Raw genomic sequence first — 16,606 nt, 5'->3', positions numbered from 1 at the left:
GGCGTTGTTGCTACGGATAATGCATAGTGAGGTGCCATATCGGCCTCGCATTCAGCGGGTCCGGGAGGAACGGACGGAAGCGACGGAGACGATGGCATCGTTCGGGTCAGCACATGGCGGTCGAGGTGCCGGACGGCCGGTGCGCGGGATCGCCCTCGACATCGGCAGTTCGCGGACCCGCGCCTGGGCACCGGGAGCAGGCGTCTTCGCGGACGTCCCCAGCGGTCCGGTGCTGCGCGGCCGCGTGACCGATCCGGACTCCCAGCTCCGACTGCTGCGGAGCCTGACGGCCAGGGCGCCGGGCGGCGACGGTGACGACACCGTCGTGATGCTGACCCACCCGGTGCTCGCCGGCCCGAAGGAGCGGGAGGCCGTGAAGCGGGTGGTGGACGGTCTCGGCGCGGTACGGGTCTTCGCCGTGGACAGCGCCCGCGCGGCGGCTGCCCACGCGGCCCCGCCCGGCGACGGTCCGCTGCTCGTGGTCGACCTCGGCGCGCAGTTGACCGAGGTCACGCTCGTCGTGGACGGCCTGGTCGTGGACGCCCGGCTCGCCGAGGTCGGCCTCGACGACCTCCCGGAGTCGGGGAGCACCCCGGACTCGGTCGCCGGGACGGCCGCCGACCTGGTGAGCGACCTGTGGCGGCGCGACCGCACCGGCGCCGTGCGGGGGGCTCTGCGCCGCGGCGTCCTGGTGACGGGCGGCGGCGCCCTCCGCCTCGACGTGACCGGCCGGCTGGCCCATCTGCTCCGGGCCCGCCTCCGCCTGGCCAACGACCCGTCGACCAGCGTCGTCCGCGGCGCGGGTCTGATGCTCGCCTCCGCCCTCCGTCACCCGACCGCCCCTCCCGCCCGGGTCTGACACCGGCCGGGGCGGAGGGATCCTCCGGAGAGTGCGGGAGAGGGACGGACACGACAAAGCCCCGGTTGGACGGGGGATTCCAACCGGGGCCGATCGCCGTGACGGACGAAGGGCGGTCACCTCTCGGGGGGGGACCTTGGGGACCGGGCCCCTTCGCCGTCACATACGTATGAACGGTAAACCTTTCCCGAATGTTCCGAGAGTTCCCGAGTGGGCGATGTGAGCCACCTCACCCGTTTTCGGCAGTGCTCGGCGGAGCGTCGCGGGGCCGGTGGCCGCGGCGGGCCCGTCAGTCCTTCTCGGGGCGGTAGACGGTGCCGGGTTCCGCCTTCCCGGGGGCGAGGAGTTCCGGCACGGTCACGAAGGTGAAGCCCCGCCGCTTGAGCTCGTCGATGATCGGCGGGACGGCGGGGACCGTGCCGTCGTAGATGTCGTGGAGCAGGATGATCCCGTCGCCGTGCGCCTGTTCGAGGACGCGCTGCTCGATGAGGGCCGAGTCGTCGGTCGAGTAGTCCTTGGCCGTGATGCTCCACAGGATCTGGGCGAGCCCGAGTTCCCTGCTGACCTCGGACACGGTGTCGTCGGTGCGGCCCTGCGGCGGGCGCATCAGAGTGGGCTTCCGGCCCGTGATCCTCTCGACGGCGTCCTGGGTGCGCGACAACTCCTCGCGGACCCCGGCGGCGTCGAGATCCGTCAGGATCCGGTGCGTCCAGGTGTGGTTCGCGACCTCGTGCCCCTCGTCGGCTATGCGCTTGACCACCTGGGGGTAGCGGTCGACGTGCTTGCTGCCGAGCAGGAAGAAGGTGGCGGGGACCTGCTTCTCCTTGAGGATGTCGAGGAGCCTGGGGGTGTCCTTGCCCGGCCCCGCGTCGAAGGTCAGCGCGATGCACTTGGTCTTCGCGCAGTCGACGCGACGGCCCGCGCCACCGGGCTTGTCGTCCGATCCGGCTTCCTCCCGCGCCTCCTGGGGAGTGAGCGGGTCGACGCCGCAGCCGCTCAGCGTCATCATCAGCGACGCGGCGGCCAGCAGGGCGACGGCGGTTCCCCCGCGTCGGCGCAGCCTGGATCGGAACATGGTGGAACCCGCTTTCCCCGGTGACGTTCGACAGGGCCGCGGCCGTCGCCTGGTCAGGGCGGGCCGTGCGACCGAACACGCACACTACACAGGGTGTATACCGGGGACGGCAGGGGGGTCGCACGCCTGTTCGCGGGCGCGCGAGAGCCCCGGGAGCGCCCGTCCGCGCTTCCCGGGGCGTCCTCAGGCGGTGCCTCCGACAGCGGTGGTGCGCTGCGGCGCCCGCCGCTCAGCGGGAGGCGAGCAGCAGACGCGCCTCCTTCTCCTGGTCACCGGAGACGGTGTGCCGGGACTGGACGTCGAAGCCCGCGGCCAGGACCTTCTCCACCTCGTCGACGGCGTGGTAACCGCCGGTGAGCGTGACGCCGACCATGGCGGACAGAGGGGCCGGAGACGTCTTCCGGTGCTCCCCTCCGGCCGTGTCGAACGTGGCCGTCCAGACGGTGGGGGACGGCCCCGTCGCCGCCTGCGGGCCGGATGTCGCCACGTCCTCCAGCCGGTAGGTCGCATCGAGGACGTCGAACACGGCCTTGGCGTCCTCCCGGCCGCAGTCGCTCAACTGGACGGTGACGTCGGTGTCGATGTGCAGGTCGTACACGTCGCTCATCTCCTCACGGCCCCCCGGTCGCCGGTGACACCTCGCGCTCGTCGCGCCACCTCTCCAGCATCCCTCCGGGGGCGCCGCTCCGCGAGGGCCGTCGGGCGCTCGACCGCCCCCGGCACCCTCCGCGACGGCGTGCCGCCCGGCTGCCCGGCCCCGCGCCCGACCGGACCGGCATCAGGGAGGCGCCCATCAGGGCCACGACACCGGGCGCCTCCGTCGCCGGGCGCGCGCCTCACCGCCCGCCCTCCCCCGGCGGAACCGGTCGAGGAACCGGGTGCGGGCCGGACGGGACGGCCGATGCGAGGCAGGTTGGACGACCCCCGGCTCCGCCTCCGCCCGCGCTTCCGCTTCCCCCCACGTCGCCGCCCCTGCCGCCACCGGTGGTTCCGCCCTCATCGGAGAGCGTCCCGCTTCCGCCGTCCCCGACGGTTCCGGCTCCCGCCGGGCAGTCGGCGGCGGGGTCGCCGAGAGAGGTTGCGTCGTCGGGAAAGGTCGCGTCGTCGGGAAAGGCTGGGCTGTCGGGAAAGGCTGCGCCGTCGGCAGAGATCCGGACCGGGACCGGGCCGACAAAGCCCGTGGGCCGCCGCGGACGACCACCGGGACAGCCCATGGGTCCGCCGCCCCGGGCCGTACGGGAGGTGTCGCGTCGGGCCGTACGGACAGCTCGGCATCGGACCGTACGGAAGGCCAGGCGTCGGACCGTACGGAAGGCTCGGCCTCGATCCCCCGGCCGGTCGGGGCGGTCGGCGCGGACGCGGCGGCGTCTCCCGGATACGGGGCCGGGCACGCGGCCCGTGCCTCGTCCAGGGCGAGCGCCAGGCTCAGCCGGTGCCAGAGGATCTCGTCCGGGTCGTCGGCACGCGTGAGCCGCTCGGCGAGCTCCCGCGCGGCGGCGGGCACCGGCATTCCGGGCGGTGGCGGCGGGCGCAGCCGGTCGAGGTGGGCGCGTTCGTACGGATCGTCCACGACCTCGGCCACCTGGAGCGGGTCCAGCAGGGAGGCGACGGCCGAGGCCCGCGCCCACGGGTCGTCGGCGGCCCGGAGCAGCAGGGAGAGCCGCCGCGCCCGCCAGTTCCTCGGCCGCAGGTCCTCCCCCGCGGCCAGACGTTCACGGAGCTCCAGCGGCAGCCGCCCCGCGAGCAGCGCGGGGCAGGCGCGGCCGAGGTCGGCGACCTCCTCCGCCACGTACGTCCACACCACCGCCCGGTAGCGGTTCAGCGAGAACCGCACCGGGCTGAGGTGACCCGTCCGGACCAGCCTGGTGAACCGCTCCGGGGTGATCCCGAGGAGTGCGGCGGCCTCCCCGGTGCCCACCGCGCGCACCCGGTCGCGCAGGCCGGCGGGGAAGTTCGGCGCGGCCTTGAGGCGGTCGAGCTCGCACCGCTCGACCTTCCGCCGTCCGCCCTCCCCGGCCGGCACCGTCCGCACCAGACCGAGCTGGGCCGCGAGCCGGAACTCGTCGCGCTTCAGCTCCAGTTCCCGCGCGGCCCGCGCCGGCGTCACCGTGCGCGCCCCTGCGTCCGCCGTCCTCTCCCGACCGTCCACCTTCATCACGCGGCCCTCCCCCGTACGTCCGTACTCTCCGTGGCGCGGATCCGTCCGACCCGCCGAAAAGAACGTAACGCAGAGTGACGAACCCCGCACCACCTGTGGACAACCACCTGTGGACAACCCTTGGCAGCACACCGGCGAGGGGCACGGCGAGGGACAGCGGAAGGGAAGGCCGGACAGAGTGGCGGAAGGCCGGGGCAGAGCGACGGACGGAGGGCCGGGGCAGAGCGTCAGAGCGGGCCGTCACCCGGATGGCCGGGCTGCCGCGCCTCCACTCCGAGGTGCTCGCCGACGCGGTTCACCAGCAGTGTCATCTCGTACGCCACCTGGCCGACGTCGGCCTCGGCCGCGCTCAGGACGCACAGGCAGCTGCCCTCGCCCGCGGCGGTCACGAAGAGCAGCGCCTCGTCGAACTCCACCATCGTCTGCCGCGCACGGCCCGCCTCGAAGTGCCGGCCCGAACCCCGGGCGAGGCTGTGCAGCCCGGAGGAGACAGCGGCCAGGTGCTCGGCGTCCTCGCGCGCCAGCCCGTTGCTCGCGCCCGTCACCAGGCCGTCGTTCGACAGCACCAGCGCGTGCCGTATGTGCCCGACCCGCTGTGTCAGGTCGTCCAGGAGCCAGTCCAGTCCCTTGTTCAACGCCATCAGTGGTCCTCCCCCTGTGTGGTGCGTCCCCGTCGACCCGGATTCCCGTGCTCCCCGTGCCACCGTGGTCCGCGTGTCGGCGCAAGCCTTACGCACTGTCGTGGACAGGGCAAGCACTGCACCACGCCCGCGTGTGCCTCAGGATGGGAGGCATGACGAGGATGACCGAGGAGCAGTGGCGGGCCTTCGTGTCCGCGGGCACCCGCACCGGCAAGCTGGCGACTGTCCGGGACGACGGCAGTCCCCACGTCGTGCCGATCTGGTTCGTGCTCGACGGCGAGGACTTCGTGTTCAACACCGGCAAGACCACGGTGAAGGGCCGCAACCTCGCCCGCGACGGACGGGTCTCCCTGTGCGTCGACGACGACACCCCGCCGTTCTCCTTCGTCACGCTGTTCGGGCGCGCCGAACTCGGCGAGGAACCGGACGCGTTGCGCCACTGGGCCACCCGCATCGGCGCCCGTTACATGGGTGAGGACCGGGCGGAGGAGTTCGGCGAGCGCAACGCCGTCCCCGGCGAACTCCTCGTCCGGGTGAGGATCGACAAGGTGATCGCCGAAGCCGGCCTCGCGGACTGAGGACCCGCTCCGACCGAACCCGTGGTCCGACCGAACCCGCAGCCGGAACGAACCCGCGGCCGGACGGACATCAGGTCCCACGGCCCCGTGGCCCCGCCTCCGGCCCGCTCAGCCGACGGTGTCGAGGAGCCGGGCGGTGTGCATCCGTCCGGCGTGCTCGACCAGGCGGATCAGCACCTCCTTCCCGGAGTCCCGGTCGCGCGCGTCGCACAGGACGACGGGCGTGCCCCGGTCCAGGTCGAGCGCGCGGGAGACGTCGTGCGCGCCGTAGGTACGCGCGCCCGTGAAGCAGTTGACGGCGACCACGAAGGGGATCCGCCGGTGCTCGAAGTAGTCGACCGCCGGGAAGCAGTCCTCCAGGCGCCGGGTGTCGGCGAGGACGACCGCCCCGAGCGCGCCCTGGGACAGCTCGTCCCACAGGAACCAGAACCGGTCCTGGCCGGGCGTCCCGAAGAGGTAGAGGGAGAGCCCGGAGCGGATCGTGATGCGGCCGAAGTCCATGGCGACGGTCGTGGTGGTCTTCCGGTCCACGCCGCCGGTGTCGTCGACGAACTCCCCGGCCCGGCTCAGCCGTTCCTCGGTGCGCAGGGGCCGGATCTCGCTGACCGCGCCGACGAGGGTGGTCTTGCCGACGCCGAAACCCCCGGCGACGAGGATCTTCAGGGCGAGGTCGGTGCTGTCCGCGTCGTCGTCCGCACCGGTTCTCTCAGAGTGCTCGTAGGCCATCGATTACTTCCCTCAGGATTCTTTCGTCGGGGAGCCGCGCGGGCGGCACGGGCCGGCTGACACGTACGAAGCCCGATTCGAGGAGGTCGCCGAGGAGCACCCGGACGACTCCGACGGGCAGGTCGGCGTCGGCGGCGAGTTCGGCCACCGACTGGGTCTCGGCCCGGCACAGGGCGAGCAGGGACCGGTGCTCGGGACCGAGGAGGGACTCCTCGGCCGGTCCGGGCGGATCGTCGTCCACGACGACGAGGGCGATGAGGTCGAACCGCACGTTGCCGGGCCCCGGTCTCGTCCGGCCGCCGGTCATCGCGTACGGGCGTACGAGCGGCCCGGCGTCGGAGTCGTACCACCGGTCGCCCGGCACGGACGGGCCGCCGCCGGTGCTGTCCTCGTTCATGGGGTTCTCCGGGTCAGCCGGCGGGCGGCGGGGTCACCGTGAGGCGCGGCGGGGTGTGCAGGTGCTCGCCGACGCGTTTGACGAGACGGGCCATCTCGTAGGCGACGAGGCCGATGTCGGCGTCGGCGGAGCCGAGGACGGCGAGGCAGGAGCCGTCCCCCGCGGCCGCCACGAAGAGGAAGCCGTCGTCCATCTCGACCATCGTCTGGCGCACCCCGCCGGTGCGGAACTGGCGGCCCGCGCCCTTGGCGAGGCTGTGGAAGCCGGAGGCGATGGCGGCGAGGTGTTCGGCGTCCTCGCGCCCGAGGCCGCTGGAGGCCCCGACGGCGAGTCCGTCGCCGGAGAGCACCACGGTGTGGCGGACCTCGCGGATCCGTGCGACGAGGTCGTCGAGGAGCCAGTCGAGTTCGCCGGAGCGGTGGTGGGAGACTCTCTCGTGGTCGATCATGCGTCGTCTCCTTCGGGGTGAGGGGCGGGGCGTCCGCCGTCGTGGCCGGGGCCGAGCGGACGCCTGTTGCCCGGGGCCGTGCCGCCGCCCCGCCGCCAGCCGTCCTGATAGGCCGTCATCCGTTCCCGGACCCGTTCCGGGGTGCGGGCGTCCGTGCCGGGTGCGGCCGGTGCGGAGACCGGCTCCTGGGCCGGGGCCTCGCGCAGCTGCGGGACGAGGCTCGCCTGCCGTACGCGGCGGGGCAGTTCGCCGTCGGGATCGCCGGAGGCGCGGGGAGCACGGGGAGTGTCGGGAGCACCGGGGCCGTGGGCCGGTGCTCCGGCCGGCTGCTCCCGCTGTTCCCGCTCTTCCCTCCGCTCCCCCGTCGACGGCGGTACGGAGGTGCCGCGGGGGCGCAGGGCGGTGACCCCGGCGGGCACCTGCCCGGATCCCGACCGCGGTTCCGGCCTGGGTTCCGACCCGGATCCCGGCCTCGGTCCTGCCCCGGACGCCGCTGCCCCGGATCCCGGCCGCGCCGTGAGCGCGGGGACGGCGGTCGGGCGCGACAGCGGTCGCGGGCGGGTGGGCGAGGGGATCCGGGGCAGCGGCGTCCGGGGCCCGTCCGGCTGTTGCGGCGGGCTTCCGTGCCGCCCGCTCCCCTGCGGCCGCGGGGCGGCCCGGTGCGCGTCCCCGGAGTCGGCGGGGTCGTTCCGCTCCCCGGAGGGGCAAGGCGTTCCCGGCGCACCGGAGCCCGGCGGCAGCGCGCCCTGGAGCACGTCGGTGGGGAGCAGCACGACGGCCGTCGTCCCGCCGTAGGGAGAGGGCCGCAGGTGGACCTTGACGTCGTGGCGGGAGGAGAGCCGGCTGACCACGAAGAGGCCGAGCCGGTCGCTGTCGAAGAGGTCGAGTTCCTCGGCACGGGCGATGCGGGCGTTGGCCTCGGCGAGGCTCTCCCTGCCCATGCCGAGACCCCGGTCCTCGATCTCCAGGACGTACCCGTTGCCGACGTGTTCGCCGCTGACGCGCACCTTGGTGTGGGGCGGGGAGAACTGGGTGGCGTTCTCGACGAGTTCGGCCAGGAGGTGGGTGAGGTCGGCGACGGCGCCGCCGACGACGGCCGTCTCGGGGAGCCGCGGCACCTCCACGCGCGCGTAGTCCTCGATTTCGGAGACGGCGGCGCGGACGACGTCGGTGAGGGGGACGGGCCTGCGCCAGGCGCGGCCGGGGGCGGCGCCGGAGAGGATGATCAGGCTCTCCGCGTGGCGCCGCATGCGGGTGGTGAGGTGGTCGAGCCGGAAGAGGTCGTCGAGTTCGCCGGGGTCGTCCGCGCTGCGCTCCATGGCGTCCAGGAGGTCGAGCTGGCGGTGGACGAGGACCTGGCTGCGGCGGGCGAGGTTGACGAAGACGCCGGAGACGCCGTCGGCGAGTTCGGCCCGTTCGACGGCGGCGGAGAGGGCCGCTCGGTGGACGGTGGCGAGGGCCTCGCCGACCTGTCCGATTTCGTCCGGGGAGTCGGGTCCGGCCGGTGCTTCGGCGCGGATGTCGATCTCCTCGCCCGCGCGCAGTCGGCGCATGGCGGCGGGGAGTTCGCGGCGCGCGATGCCGAGGGCGGTGTTGCGGAGGCTGACGAGTTCGACGACGAGGCCGCGCCCGATCCGTACGGAGACGAGAAGGGAGGCCACGACGGCCACGAGGCCGAAGACCACCGCGGCGCCGCCGGTGGTGAGGGCGCCGCCGGCGAAGGGGTCGGCGCGGTCGGCCGCCCCGGTGCGCGCGCCGGTCTCGATCGCGGTGAGTCCGTCGCGCACGGCGGCGAGGTGGGCGTCCCAGTCGGTGGAGGCGACCGCCCGGGCGGCGGGGCGGCCGGGGCTCGCGGCGCGGATCCGGTCCTCCGCGCGGGTGAGCCGGGTGTGGTCGGTGCCGGTGGCGAGCCGGGCCCACGCGGCGCGTTCGGCGGCGGGCAGGTCGGCGGTGGCCGAGGCGACGAGGGTGCGCCGGGTCTCGACGGCTCCGGAGAAGGCACGCAGCCGGTCGGCGGTGAACAGGCCGGTGAGGTGGGCGGAGCCGAGGAGGGCGTCCTCGCGGGACAGCATCTCGCCCGCCCGGCCGAATTCCAGGAGTACGCGCGCGTCGGCTCCCCGTTCGGCGTCCTGGATGCCCGTGAGGGCGCCGCCGACGGCGAAGGCGGCGGAGATCGCCCCGGTGTACTCCGTGTACACCTGGTCCCAGTCGGCCCGCCCGTCGGCCGCGGCGGTGCGGAGCAGGGCGAGGCCCTCGACCGTGCCGACGAACGCGCTCACCCGGTCGGCGACCTCGCCGGGCAGGTCGCCGGTGTCGCCGACGGTGTGGGTCCCGTCCAGGCGGAGCCGGTCGACGGCCTCGTCCGTGCGGCGCATCAGGTCCCTGAGTTCGGCGGCGCGGCCGGCGCCGGGGGCCGCGACCTGGCGTACGGCGGCGCGCCGTTCGGCCTGGAGCGCCGCGAGGGCGGCCGAGACGGGTTCGCGGACCTCGGCGTCGACGCGCTGGAGCTGGCGGAGCCGGGCGACGTCCTGGGCGGTGGTGACGGTGGCGAAGCCCCACAGGGCGAGGAGCGAGACGACCGGGACCATCAGGAGCGAGACGATCTTGGCGCGGACCGTACGGGGGCGCAGGCCGGTGCGCGTGGCGGGCCGGACGCGGTCGTCGCCGGAGACGGAACGCTCCCCGGAAGAAACGGCCCCGGAGGGGGCGGAGGGCACGTCGGCGTCCGGAGGCGCGGTCGGCGCCCCGTCGGCCGTGCGGTCGGCCGCCGGGAAGGACCCGGGGCCGTGCTCCTCCGGCTCGTCGGCGGGCGGCCCCGCGTGTGCGCGCCGCCCGCGCGCGGCTGTCGGCGGTGCCGGTACCCCGGCGTCCTCGGTCCTGCGGGGAGTTCGCATGGCCTCCTCGTTCCGGCTGCGGCTGTCTCTGGTGCGGTGGGGCGGACGGTGGGCGGCTCGACCGGGAGAAGTGTCGGCAGCTCAGTGCGTACGGGGGCGGACGACTCCGGCGGCCTGGGGGCCGGGAGGCGCCACGGCGTCCGCCGGATGCCCGTCCGGTGCGGCGGGGCGCCCGGCGGAGGCGTACGCGGCACGTTCTCCGGCCGTCGGGGAGAGGGCGACGAAGGCGGCGGTGATGAAGAGGTACGAGCCGAGGCCGACGGCGAGCGGGAAGACGAACTGCATGACCGTGGCGCCGGGGAGGGCGGCACCGGAGGGGGCGACGTCGACGCTCACCGCGAGCATGCCGGTGTAGTGCATGCTGCTGACGGCCGCGCCCATGACGAGGGAGGCGACGGCCACGGCCGCGGGCGCGTGGATGTGGAGGGCCGCCCACAGCGCCGCGGTGGCGGCGACGACGGCGATGAGGACGGAGAGTCCGACGAGCAGGGGGTCGTACCGGACCTGGCCGTGGAGCCGGAGGGCGGCCATGCCCAGGTAGTGCATGCTCGCCACGCCGACGCCCGTGGTCAGTCCGCCGATCAGCAGGGAACGGACCCGGTCGCCCCCGTGGCCGACGACGAACACGCCGCCGCCGACGACGCCCATCGCGACGACGAGGCTGAGGACGGTGAGGGGAACGTCGTAGCGGATGTCGGTGCCCCGCACGCCGAATCCGAGCATCGCCACGAAGTGCATCGTCCAGATGCCGCTGCCGATCGCGGAGGCGGCGGTGAGCAGCCAGTTCCGTCGCGATCGGCCGGTCGCGTCGAGCGCCCGCACGGTGCAGCGCAGCCCGAGGGCGGCGCCGACGCAGGCCATCGCGTACGACAGCACGGGGGTAAGCCAGCCGAAGGCGGCGTGGTCCAGGTGTCCCATGGCTCAGGGACGCTAGTGCGCACCGAGGGGCGCATCGGGGGCGCATTTCGAAAGCTGATGGAATGTGACAGAGAGCTGTCCCCGAACGATCGCGCCGGGTTCGAACGCTCACCCAGAAAGCCCGCACCGAACGTTCACCCCTCCGGGTGGCGTACGTGCCGGACCCCTGCCCCTCCGGGTACGGGATCATGGGCGCATGAGCGACGACCCCACACGCGTCCGAGAGTTCTTCGGTGCCCGCGCCGCCGACTGGGACAGCCGGTTCCCCGACGACGGCCCCGCGTACGCCGCCGCCGTGGCCGAGCTGGGCCTGCGTCCGGGCGACTCGGTCCTCGACGCGGGCTGCGGGACCGGCCGCGCGCTCCCACCGCTCCGCGCCGCCGTGGGCCCCTCCGGCACCGTCGTCGGGGCGGACCTGACCTCCGAGATGCTCGAACGGGCCGTCCGGGCCGGACGCGACGGCGCGGACGGCGGGGCGCTGCTGCTCGCCGACGTCGGCCGGCTGCCCGTCCGCGGCGGCGCGCTCGACGCCGTCTTCGGCGCGGGGCTCGTCTCGCACCTCACGGACCCCGCCGCCGGTCTGCGGGAGCTCGCCCGTGTCGTACGGCCCGGCGGCCGGCTCGCGCTGTTCCACCCGATCGGGCGGGCCGCCCTGGCAGCCCGGCACGGCCGCGCCCTCACCCCGGACGACCTGCGCGCCGAGCCCCGGCTGCGCCCCCTGCTCGCCGGGGCGGGCTGGCGGCTCGTCGAGTACGTCGACGAGGACGCGCGGTACCTGGCCCTGGCCGTCCGCGAGGGCTGAGCCGCCGACGGCTCCTCCTCCGGCCCGGCCCGGGAGGGCGTGCGCCCCGTGACCGGACGCCGGACACCGACGCGCCCTTCTGCGCCGACGCTTCACTGTCTACGGTGGAAACGCCGGGCAGCCGTGCCCGGGAAAGGCGGCGGGCCGTGACGCAGATACCGGAAAGACTCCGCAGGCTCCTTCCCTTCGCCCGGAGGACGCCCGGGGCCGCCGCGCCGACGGCGGCGCGCCCCGCCCGGCAGGGGCACAACCTCTTCGAGGCTGCGGCGGTGTACGTGGCCGCGTGCGCCGAGGACGACCAGGTCCGGGCGGAGGAGGCCGCGAACCGCGTCTCCCCCAACGCGCTCTCCTTCGGCGTGAACGAACTGGCCTGCCGGGCCCTCGTCGTCCTCGCCCGGCAGCGGAACGAGTCACCGCTCACCGTGGCCCGCTCGCTGCTCGGCCTGCGGAACGACCCGGTGTGACCCCGGACGCACACGGCCCTCCCGTCACGGGGAAACCCTCGACGCGTGGGTTACTCACTGGTTAAGGTGCGCCGACGACCGGATGGGGAGGCTGCCGTGGCTGGGACGGACCCGATCGCCGAGGGCGACGGCGACGCCGACGCGTTGTTCGTGCTGACCGCGGCGCTGCTGACGCCCGCGCGCTTCCCGAGCGTGCTCGGGGACGACTATCCGGCGGCCTGCGCGGCCCTGGGTCTGGCGGCGCAGCCGGAGGGGTACGGACTCGTCTTCGGCCAGGACGGTCTGGGGGCACGGTGGACGGTGGTCGTCGACGACGTGTCGCTGGTCGCCGTGGCCATCTCCTCCTGGGACTGCGGCATGGCCTACGACCTGTCCCCGGACGAGCGGTCCGTGGTGGCCGGGCTGCCGGGCTGGCCGCTCCCCGTGGCGACCTCCGCCCCGGGGGTGCCGGCCCCGCACGACCCCGAGCCCGAGGAGGGCGACCCCGCTCCGCTGGCCCCGCCCTCGGGTGACGAGTGGGGCCCGGCCCAGCGCCGTCTGGGCACCGACCAGGTGGCTCTCCACTGGACCGCCTGGCGGTCCCGGATGGGCGACGACGGCACGTATGCGGAGAGCGCCGAGGGCACGGAGACGGCGAAGGCGGAGGACGCGGAGACCACGTCCTCCGGAGCCCCCGGGAGCGACCCGTACGACGGCGTCAGGAGGGTCCTGGACGAGCTGCACGCCTATCTGGAGGAGCCGCCGCCGTCGGGACGGGTGCGCTCGGCCCCCGACGCGGAGGCCGGCGCGCGGCTGCTGCGCGCGGACGGCCCCGGCTGGTCGTTCGTGGCGAAGGCCGACGACATGGCGTTCGTCCTGCTCGACGAGGTGCCGCGCGAGGTGCTGCCGGTGGCACGGGGAGAGAGGCTCCCCGCGCTTCTCAAGGGCCTCGACGCGATGGCCGTGCGCCCGGTCTGAGCCGGCACCTCCTGGAGACCCGCGGGGCTCAGGTCAGGGCGTGCCCGTATGCGGCGGCCAGGCCGTCGAGCTCCGGGTCGCCGTACGCCGCGCGCAGCGCCCCGAAGGCCGCGACCTTGTCCTGGCCGAACCGGCTCACGGACACCGCGTAGGTCTCCGGGGACAGGAACCTCGGCGGTGTGCTCTTGCTGTGGAACTTGTCCGCGTACATGACCATCCGCTCCTCCGGCGTGACCGCGAGGTAGTCGGCCGGCGGCAGCGGCAGGCCCTGTGCGAGCACGTCCTCCTTGGTCAGTCCGACGCCCGTGTGGCACGAGCAGAACCGGCACACGGCCTCCGGCAGTCCCTCGGCCGCCAGGAGCTCGTGCCCCAGGATCCCGTGCCGGATGTAGTTCCGGCCGTCGAGCCGCCCCTCGGCGTCGTACAGGCGGTACACCCCGATGTCGTGGAGCAGGCACCCCGCGCGCACGAGCTCCGGATCGAGGTTCCCGCCCGAGCGCGGGAGCAGGCGCTCGGCGATCCGCCACACGATCTCGCAGTGGGTGAAGACGCGCTCGAAGGCCTCCTCATGAGGAGCGTGTCTCCTGTGCAGCGCGCGGATCTCTTCGACCGAGGGAATGTCCATCCCCGCAGCCTAATGAGCCGGGTACGCGGCGGCTCCGGGCCCCCGGTCCGGGGCGCGCCCCATAGGACGACGGTCCGGGATGTGGTCTCCGACCATGGTCCGGCGGACGCGGCGCGCCGCACGATGTGGCGCCACCTCGCTTCTCCACCGTCCCACCGGAGGCCCATCATGCGCCTGTTCCCGGGCGTCTCCCTGTTCGCCGCGTTCCTGGCGGGGGTCACCGTCCTCGCCCCCGCGTCCCCCGCCGGGGCCGGGTCGGGGGCCGCCGCGCACTGCGCGGACCGGCACCGGCTCCACGTGCCGGGCGCCGAGCACCAGCGGTCCGCCTGTCTGGACGACCTGACGACCGCGGGGCTCGCGGGCACGCCGTACACCGACATGGCGGACCAGGCCGGTCTCGCCGCGAAGGGGACCCGCAACCCCTCGGGGGTGCCGGGCGTCCAGATCGACGGCTACTTCCCGGACGACTCGCGGCTCAACGCCACGCACGGCTGGGCCCACGACGCCCAGTTCGTCATCCGGCTGCCGGACCGCTGGAACGGCGGGCTCGTCGTCACCGGCGCGCCCGGCACCCGCCGCCAGTACTCCACGGACGCCCTCATCTCCGACCAGGTGCTCGCCCGGGGCTTCGCCTACGCCTCGACCGACAAGGGCAACACCGGCCCGGACTTCTTCACCGACGGGCGGAGGCCCGGCGACGCGGTCGCCGAGTGGAACCGCCGGGTGACCGAGCTGACGCTCGCCGCGAAGAAGGCCGTGCGGCAGCGGTACGGGCGGTCCCCGGAGCACACGTACATGACCGGCATCTCCAACGCGGGCTATCTGACGCGCTGGCAGCTGGAGAACCGGCCCGAGCTGTACGACGGCGGGGTCGACTGGGAGGGCGTGCTGTGGACCGCGCGCGGCCCCCACCTCCTGACGAGCCTGCCCGTCACCGTGGCGCGCTCCCTGGGGCGGGCCACCGACGAGGACCTGATCGGGGCCGGATTCGCGCCGGATTCACGCTTCCTCTGGCCGTACCACGAGCAGGCGTACTGGGGACTGACGCAGAAGATCTTCCGGGCCGAGTTCGACCCCTCGTACGACCCGGCCTGCCCCGGTTCCACCGCCGGCCGCACCGTGGAGGAGATCTTCGCGCCCTGCGCCTCGGACGCGTCGTACGACTACGCCTCCCGGCCGGTGTCCGTCCACCGCGCCGTCGCGAAGGTCGCGCTCACGGGCCGGATCGGCAAGCCCCTCATCACGCTCCACGGTGACCTGGACACCCTGCTGCCCATCGCCACCGACTCCGACGTGTACGCGCGGATGATCGACGACCGGGGGCGGGGCCGGCTGCACCGGTACTACACGGTGCGGGACGGGACGCACACCGACGGCCTGTACGACACGTATCCGGACCGGCTGCGGCCGATCCTGCCGTGCTACCGCTCGGCGTTCGACGCGCTGACGCGCTGGGTCGAGGAGGGCGCGGCGCCGCCCGCGGACCGCACGATCGCGCGGCCGGCGGGCGGTGACGTGGTCAACTCCTGTGCGCTGACGGGGTGAGCGTCCCGGGCGCCGGGGGCGGTGCGGCCCCTCCGGCGCCCGGCCCCGGCCCCGTTCAGCCGCGCAGGGACGCGCCCACCTCGCGCAGGTGCCCGAGGGCCTGGCGGTACGAGTCCACGAAGCCGGTCTCCGTGTACGGGACGCCGAGCGCGGCGCAGTGGGCCCGTACGGCGGGCCGGGCGAGCCGGAGGTTCGGGCGCGGCATGCTGGGAAACAGGTGGTGCTCGACCTGGTAGTTGAGGCCGCCGAGGAACCAGTCGGTCAGGGCGCCGCCGCGGATGTTGCGCGAGGTGAGCACCTGACGGCGCAGATGACCCCAGTCGTCGCCGTCCTCGTGCTCGTCCGGCCGGTCCATGCCCTTGTGGTTGGGGGCGAAGGCCATGCCCAGGTGGACGCCGAGGAGCATCTGGTGGAGCAGGGCGAAGGCCAGGGCCTGGGCGGGGGTGAGGAGGACGAGGAGCAGGGTCGCGTACCCGGCGAAGTGGGCCAGGAGGAGGCCGCCCTCGACGAGCCGCTCGCGCCGGGTGCGGCAGGGCCCGTCCTTCGCGAGCAGGGCCCGGATCCCGTACGCCTTGAGCGCGATGCCCTCCAGGGTCGTCAGCGGGAAGAACAGCCCGGCCTGGTGGCGGGTGAGGAAGCCGCGCAGGCCCGTGCGGCCCGCCGTCTGGTGCTCGGCGAAGACGAGGACGTCGGCCGCGACGTCCGGGTCCTTGTCGAGGTGGTTGGGGTTCGCGTGGTGCCGGTTGTGCTTGTCGTTCCACCACTCCTTGCTCATGCCGAGGAGGAGGTTGGCGTGGACGAGCTGGACGGCTCGGCTCACCCTGCGGTCGGCGGTGATCTGGGCGTGCCCGGCGTCGTGGCCGACGAAGGCGGCACGGGTGGAGAGCAGGGCGAGGGGGACGGCCAGCGGGAGCGCCCACCAGGAGGGGCCGACGAGGGCGAGTCCGGCCACCACGGCGGCGATGCCGAGGAGGTTGAGGACGATGACGCGGGCGTACCAGCCGGGGCGGTGTTCGAGGAGGCCCTGTTCCCTGACCGTCCGCAGGAGCGGGGTGAACTCGCTGCCGCCCCTGGCGCGGGCGGGCGCCGCGGAGGGTGCGGCGGCCGGGGGCAGGACGGTGGCCTGGGACATGGCGGGCTCCGGTTTCTGTCGGTCGGTGGGGCGGCTCGCGGGGGCCGGCCGGTGAGACGGTCGGCGGGTGCTCGGTGGGCAGTCGGCGGGTGCATGGTGAGGGCTCGGCGGACGTTCGGTGGGCAGGTGGCAGATGCCCGGTGGTGAGGGCTCGGCAGGCAGTCGGTGGGTGCTCGGTGGGTGCCCACTGAACGTACGGACGCGCGGCTCCGTGGAGCCATGGCGTCACCACCCGGCCCGGTCGGGGGGTGCGCCAGGGGGCCGGGGTGGGGAGAGCCCCACCCTGGAAGGAGCCTTCGGGAAGGGCGTGCGGCCTGTGGCGCGGATCACCCCGGACGGGGGCACGCCAGGACGTCCGGTGGGGTACTCTCGGCCGCTCGGTACACG

17 protein-coding genes are annotated in these 16,606 nt (G+C 74.6%); 6 read left to right on the top strand and 11 right to left on the bottom strand.

Features of this window, described 5'->3' with window-relative positions:
* Positions 1-139 precede the first annotated feature (139 nt).
* Positions 140-859, top strand: coding sequence for a rod shape-determining protein (locus AB0398_RS29850; RefSeq protein ID WP_366378763.1), 720 nt, complete (start codon positions 140-142; stop codon positions 857-859).
* Between the two features lie 289 nt (positions 860-1,148).
* On the opposite strand, the gene AB0398_RS29845 is transcribed toward AB0398_RS29850, so the two are convergent.
* The 4 genes from AB0398_RS29845 to AB0398_RS29830 form a co-directional block, all read right to left on the bottom strand.
* The gene (locus AB0398_RS29845; protein WP_366378762.1) at positions 1,149-1,934 is read right to left on the bottom strand and encodes a polysaccharide deacetylase family protein; all 786 of its coding nucleotides are present in this window, start codon (positions 1,932-1,934) and stop codon (positions 1,149-1,151) included.
* 229 nt (positions 1,935-2,163) lie between these two features.
* The gene (locus AB0398_RS29840; RefSeq protein ID WP_366378761.1) at positions 2,164-2,541 is read right to left on the bottom strand and encodes a hypothetical protein; all 378 of its coding nucleotides are present in this window, start codon (positions 2,539-2,541) and stop codon (positions 2,164-2,166) included.
* 186 nt (positions 2,542-2,727) lie between these two features.
* Positions 2,728-4,089, bottom strand: a complete 1,362-nt coding sequence (locus AB0398_RS29835) for a DUF6397 family protein (protein WP_366378760.1) — start codon at positions 4,087-4,089, stop codon at positions 2,728-2,730.
* A gap of 230 nt (positions 4,090-4,319) precedes the next feature.
* Positions 4,320-4,733 carry a roadblock/LC7 domain-containing protein gene (locus tag AB0398_RS29830; protein WP_366378759.1) on the bottom strand — a complete coding sequence of 138 codons (414 nt, stop codon included), beginning with the start codon at positions 4,731-4,733 and terminating at the stop codon, positions 4,320-4,322.
* Between the two features lie 152 nt (positions 4,734-4,885).
* Between AB0398_RS29830 and AB0398_RS29825 the strand changes: the two genes are divergently transcribed.
* Positions 4,886-5,311 (top strand): PPOX class F420-dependent oxidoreductase, encoded by a 426-nt coding sequence (locus AB0398_RS29825; protein ID WP_366378758.1) that lies wholly within the window; start codon positions 4,886-4,888, stop codon positions 5,309-5,311.
* A 108-nt stretch (positions 5,312-5,419) separates the two neighbouring features.
* Here AB0398_RS29825 and AB0398_RS29820 read toward each other — a convergent pair whose 3' ends face one another.
* The 5 genes from AB0398_RS29820 to AB0398_RS29800 form a co-directional block, all read right to left on the bottom strand.
* On the bottom strand, positions 5,420-6,037 hold the full coding sequence (locus AB0398_RS29820; RefSeq protein WP_366378757.1) for an ATP/GTP-binding protein: 618 nt from the start codon (positions 6,035-6,037) through the stop codon (positions 5,420-5,422).
* The gene (locus AB0398_RS29815) at positions 6,018-6,434 is read right to left on the bottom strand and encodes a DUF742 domain-containing protein (protein ID WP_366378756.1); all 417 of its coding nucleotides are present in this window, start codon (positions 6,432-6,434) and stop codon (positions 6,018-6,020) included. Before AB0398_RS29815 ends, AB0398_RS29820 begins: the two co-directional genes overlap by 20 nt.
* Positions 6,435-6,447: 13 nt before the next feature.
* The gene (locus AB0398_RS29810; RefSeq protein ID WP_366378755.1) at positions 6,448-6,882 is read right to left on the bottom strand and encodes a roadblock/LC7 domain-containing protein; all 435 of its coding nucleotides are present in this window, start codon (positions 6,880-6,882) and stop codon (positions 6,448-6,450) included.
* A complete protein-coding gene (locus AB0398_RS29805) occupies positions 6,879-9,776 on the bottom strand; it encodes a nitrate- and nitrite sensing domain-containing protein (RefSeq protein ID WP_366378754.1) in 2,898 nt (965 codons plus the stop codon). Before AB0398_RS29805 ends, AB0398_RS29810 begins: the two co-directional genes overlap by 4 nt.
* Positions 9,777-9,857: 81 nt before the next feature.
* On the bottom strand, positions 9,858-10,694 hold the full coding sequence (locus tag AB0398_RS29800; protein ID WP_366378753.1) for an MHYT domain-containing protein: 837 nt from the start codon (positions 10,692-10,694) through the stop codon (positions 9,858-9,860).
* 196 nt (positions 10,695-10,890) lie between these two features.
* Here AB0398_RS29800 and AB0398_RS29795 point away from each other — a divergent pair, with 196 nt between their 5' ends.
* The 3 genes from AB0398_RS29795 (at position 10,891) to AB0398_RS29785 (ending at position 12,917) form a co-directional block, all read left to right on the top strand.
* The gene (locus AB0398_RS29795) at positions 10,891-11,496 is read left to right on the top strand and encodes a methyltransferase domain-containing protein (RefSeq protein ID WP_366378752.1); all 606 of its coding nucleotides are present in this window, start codon (positions 10,891-10,893) and stop codon (positions 11,494-11,496) included.
* Positions 11,497-11,642: 146 nt separating this feature from the next.
* Positions 11,643-11,960, top strand: coding sequence for a hypothetical protein (locus AB0398_RS29790; protein ID WP_366378751.1), 318 nt, complete (start codon positions 11,643-11,645; stop codon positions 11,958-11,960).
* Positions 11,961-12,056: 96 nt separating this feature from the next.
* On the top strand, positions 12,057-12,917 hold the full coding sequence (locus AB0398_RS29785) for a hypothetical protein (protein WP_366378750.1): 861 nt from the start codon (positions 12,057-12,059) through the stop codon (positions 12,915-12,917).
* 28 nt (positions 12,918-12,945) lie between these two features.
* On the opposite strand, the gene AB0398_RS29780 is transcribed toward AB0398_RS29785, so the two are convergent.
* Positions 12,946-13,542, bottom strand: coding sequence for an HD domain-containing protein (locus AB0398_RS29780; protein WP_366378749.1), 597 nt, complete (start codon positions 13,540-13,542; stop codon positions 12,946-12,948).
* A 168-nt stretch (positions 13,543-13,710) separates the two neighbouring features.
* Here AB0398_RS29780 and AB0398_RS29775 point away from each other — a divergent pair, with 168 nt between their 5' ends.
* Positions 13,711-15,087 carry a tannase/feruloyl esterase family alpha/beta hydrolase gene (locus AB0398_RS29775; protein WP_366378748.1) on the top strand — a complete coding sequence of 459 codons (1,377 nt, stop codon included), beginning with the start codon at positions 13,711-13,713 and terminating at the stop codon, positions 15,085-15,087.
* 55 nt (positions 15,088-15,142) lie between these two features.
* Here AB0398_RS29775 and AB0398_RS29770 read toward each other — a convergent pair whose 3' ends face one another.
* Entirely contained in the window at positions 15,143-16,219 is a 1,077-nt protein-coding gene (locus AB0398_RS29770; protein ID WP_366378747.1) for an acyl-CoA desaturase, read from the bottom strand.
* Positions 16,220-16,606: the final 387 nt, after the last annotated feature.

The organism is Streptomyces sp. NPDC086147 (genome assembly GCF_040702165.1).
In the GTDB taxonomy this organism is placed as follows: domain Bacteria; phylum Actinomycetota; class Actinomycetes; order Streptomycetales; family Streptomycetaceae; genus Streptomyces.
The sequence above is the reverse complement of the archived record's forward strand: the minus strand, read 5'-3'. Positions and strand labels throughout refer to the sequence as shown.